This is a genomic window from Bradyrhizobium altum, assembly GCF_020889705.1.
In the GTDB taxonomy this organism is placed as follows: domain Bacteria; phylum Pseudomonadota; class Alphaproteobacteria; order Rhizobiales; family Xanthobacteraceae; genus Bradyrhizobium; species Bradyrhizobium altum.
In genome coordinates this window covers 1-3,631 of record NZ_JACMYP010000453.1, presented here as the reverse complement: position 1 = coordinate 3,631, position 3,631 = coordinate 1, and the positions used below count along the sequence as shown (strand labels likewise).

The window sequence follows — 3,631 nt, the reverse complement described above, 5'->3', positions numbered from 1 at the left end:
AAACGGAAGTCTCCTGCCGGTAACGGCGGGCTCCGGCGACGTTGCCTCAGCTTTCGACTGCGTCCGCGTATGGGCAATATTCTGGTGATTGACTCCGCCTTCTGGGCTGACAAGGGCGAGGAGCTGCGTCAGGATTTATCGCTTGGTTCCTGAAATAAAGAAATTGCAACGACGGGGAGAGCTTCCCGTCCCAAACGGACGATCTGAAGGAGAGGAGTCGATGGTGACGATGGCCGTCCAAATCGCTGGCAGCCCCGACGGCGTGCCGCTGCGGATCCAGCTGCAGCGGATCGAGCGCCGACGCAAGCTGAGGGCCTTTACCCTCGTCCTGCCGCTCCTGCTGTTCATCCTGATTGCCTTCATCTTGCCGATCGGCCGGATGATGTTCAATGCAATCCATGACGATACGCTGCGGACACTGATGCCGCGAACCACGGCAGCGCTAAGCTCTTGGGATGGCAAGGACCTGCCCGACGAGAGCGTCTATGCCGCCCTTGCTGGAGACCTTAAGCAGGCCTGGGCGCAAAAGACCACGGGGGCGATCGGCAAGCGGATGAATTACGAGCTGCCCGGCCTCGGCAGCCAGGTCACTTCGAGCGCCCGAAGGGCGAACACGCTTTCCGTCGGTCCCTACAAGGCGGCGCTGATTGAGATCAACCCGTTCTGGGGGCAGCACGGCGTCTGGAGCCTGCTAAAGCGTGGTAGCTCGCGCTATACGGCCTATTACCTGCTGCGTTCGCTCGATTACCAATATGGCCCCGACAGCCAGATCGTCTCCTCGCCTCCGGAGAGCGCGATCTTCCGCGACATGTTCCTGCGCACGCTTGGTATCAGCATCGGCGTGACCGCCGCGACACTGCTGCTGGGCTTCCCGGTGGCCTATCTCTTGGCGACCTTGCCGCCCAAGTATAGCAATCTGCTGATGATCATGGTCGTGCTGCCGTTCTGGACCTCACTGCTGGTGCGCACCACAGCCTGGGTCGTGCTTCTGCAGCAGCACGGCGTGGTCAACGAGATGCTGATAGCGCTGAATATCATATCGGAGCCCGCCCAACTCATCTTCAACCGGGTCGGCACGGTGGTAGCCATGACGCATATCCAGCTGCCCTTCACGCTGCTGCCAATCTACAGCGTGATGAAGACGATCTCGCCCAGCCATGTCCGTGCCGCCCGCTCGCTCGGCGCTGGGCCGTTCTACGCCTTCTGGAAGGTCTACTTTCCCCAGACCTTGCCGGGGATCGCCGCCGGCTGCCTGCTGACCTTCATCCTGTGCCTAGGCTACTACATTACCCCCGCGCTGGTCGGGGGCGCCAATGATCAGATGGTCGGCTACTTCGTAGCCCACTACACGAACGAGGAGCTGAACTGGGGCATGGCCTCGGCCCTTGGCGCCATCCTGCTCACCGCCACTCTGCTGCTCTACTACGTCTTCAACAAACTGGTCGGCGTCGACCGGATCAAAATGGGGTGAGAACGATGGCCGCTTCTGCCTATGCCTCTCCGATGGAGAAGGGCTGGTGCTGTCTGCACCGGCTGATCTGCGGAGCTGTGCTACTGTTTCTGATCGCGCCGATCCTCGTGATCATCCCACTGTCGTTCAATTCTGTGCCCTTCTTCACCTATCCGATGCCTGGGCTGTCGCTGCGCTGGTATGAGGAATTCTTCTTGACCAGCCGGTGGCAGGGCGCGCTGCACAACTCGATCTTCGTCGCCGTGTTGGTCACGTTACTGTCGACCGCGTTCGGCACGCTTGCTGCGCTCGGGCTCAGTCGCCCGAACTTCCCCTGGCGCACGGCGGTGATGAGCCTGCTGATCTCGCCCATTGTCGTCCCGCTCGTGATCACCGCGGTGGCCGTGTATTTCTTCTATGCCGATGTCGGGTTGCTCAACTCCTATACCGGGCTGATACTGGCGCACACGACGATAGCCACTCCTTTTGTCGTCATCACTGTGACCGCGACCATGATGGGTTTCGATCACTCACTAACCCGTGCAGCCGCCGGTCTCGGTGCGCCGCCGATCACCGTCTTCTTCAAGGTCACCCTGCCGCTCATCCTACCGGGCATGATCTCCGGTGCGCTCTTCGCCTTCGGCACCTCTTTCGATGAAGTGGTGCTTGCCCTCTTCGTAGCCAGCGTCGAGCAACGGACCTTGCCCAGGGCCATGTTTTCCGGCATCCGCGAGGAGATCAGTCCGACCATTACTGCTGCCGCCACCGTGCTGATCCTGTTCTCCATCGCGATGCTGACCACGGTCGAACTGCTACGGCGGCGTTCGGAGCGTCTGCGCGGCGTTCGCAACACATGATGGTCCATGTGGCCTGTTTGAGAACCCTGCGCCATCTCAGAAAGCCTCTGTTCAAATCTGGTACTTGGACACAGCCATGTCGCGTGTTTCGGCCTGAGGCGGTCCCAGGAGAGAAATTAGATGCGGGTGCCTGGACGCCACGGCTAACGATGGACGGCGTGTATTAGGCTTGGCGAAGCTTTTTGATCCTCAACCGTCGGAGACGCTTAGCCGCCACCGCGCAAGGTCAACAAGTTCTCCGGTGTCGGCCGCGGCGTGATTGGTATTGGGGAGCCGCGCGCTTCAAGCGCGCCGCCATTGACGTCGTGAGAAGATTGCCTGATAGCAACTTCAGGTGCCGCGGACTCTGCGGCGATCCATCAATCCGGCTCTCTTCGGCCTGCGCGCGCGCGCAGTCATCAGAGCGTTGCACCCCGCGCGGATATCCTCCGCATGTCCTGATTCTTAGGCGCAGATCGGCACCGGATTTTGGCGAAGAGCACGAGAGCTGATCACAATTGACCCAACGAGCTCTTCAGTGATCAGCGTGCGGCCTTGCTGCTCAAGATGGGTAGCGAGCGGCAGTAGGTTGTATGCCTTGGAGGAGGCACCGTCGGCACCGTCAATGCGAGGTTCAGCTTCTCGAAATCCTTCGCTTCGTGAATGGCCGGGTCGCTCGACGCGGCAAGCAAAGAACGGGATAACGGCTGGCAGCTCGCCAGGTTGGCCGGCGACATCATTCGCGCAACCCCGCAGTCCCGATCGCTCAAAAACGCTCGGTCGGCTTTGAATCTGACACGGGCCAACACCGTCTCTTTAGGAGCGCCGCCATCCAAAAAAGGACCACCAAGCTCTCGATAACAGTCTCGATCGCACGGGCCTGAACGAATCACATGATGTGGACCGCATCGCCCTGCGTTCGCACGCGCCGCTGAAGGCATGTGCCGGTGAGTACAGGGATCGCAGGATCGCTACGGACGGTGGCCGAGGGCAAGAGCGATGCAGTTATGGCGCATCTTGCGGGCGAGTTCGCCAACACCATCTTCCGCGCGCTCTGCGTGCGTGACGCCCGCAGCAGCGCTCCCGGACAACCGACGAGTGATAGTGATGCGACGTTCAGCCCTTCCACTTTTCGGCGTCAAGCTCGTCGATTTCGGCCAGGACATTGCGCCCGGCCCAAAAAATGGCTGACATGAACCTTCAAACCCGCCCGATTGGCGCAGAATTTCGACTAGCTTGGCAGCCACGTTAGTGAAAACCAGCTGTATGAGCCCGGTAATATTTCGGTGAAAGGCAAAGCCCTCCTTTCGACCCGAACGTCGCGGAATCAAACTCAAGAAGCGGG

3 protein-coding genes are annotated in these 3,631 nt (G+C 60.4%); 2 read left to right on the top strand and 1 reads right to left on the bottom strand.

Annotated elements, in window-relative coordinates:
- Window positions 1-220: 220 nt before the first annotated feature.
- The gene (locus H8B02_RS46065; RefSeq protein ID WP_229172334.1) at window positions 221-1,471 is read left to right on the top strand and encodes an ABC transporter permease; all 1,251 of its coding nucleotides are present in this window, start codon (window positions 221-223) and stop codon (window positions 1,469-1,471) included.
- 5 nt (window positions 1,472-1,476) lie between these two features.
- Complete coding sequence (locus tag H8B02_RS46060) at window positions 1,477-2,307, top strand: ABC transporter permease (protein WP_229172333.1); 831 nt, start codon at window positions 1,477-1,479, stop codon at window positions 2,305-2,307.
- A 950-nt stretch (window positions 2,308-3,257) separates the two neighbouring features.
- On the opposite strand, the gene H8B02_RS46055 is transcribed toward H8B02_RS46060, so the two are convergent.
- Window positions 3,258-3,631 (bottom strand): hypothetical protein (locus H8B02_RS46055; protein ID WP_229172332.1); only part of this gene is annotated, 374 nt, incomplete at its 5' end.

Excerpts from the sequence above, each read along its gene's own strand:
- H8B02_RS46060 (WP_229172333.1), top strand. The coding sequence starts at position 1,477 with ATGGCCGCTTCTGCCTATGCCTCTCCGATGGAGAAGGGCTGGTGCTGT.
- H8B02_RS46065 (WP_229172334.1), top strand. The coding sequence starts at position 221 with ATGGTGACGATGGCCGTCCAAATCGCTGGCAGCCCCGACGGCGTGCCG.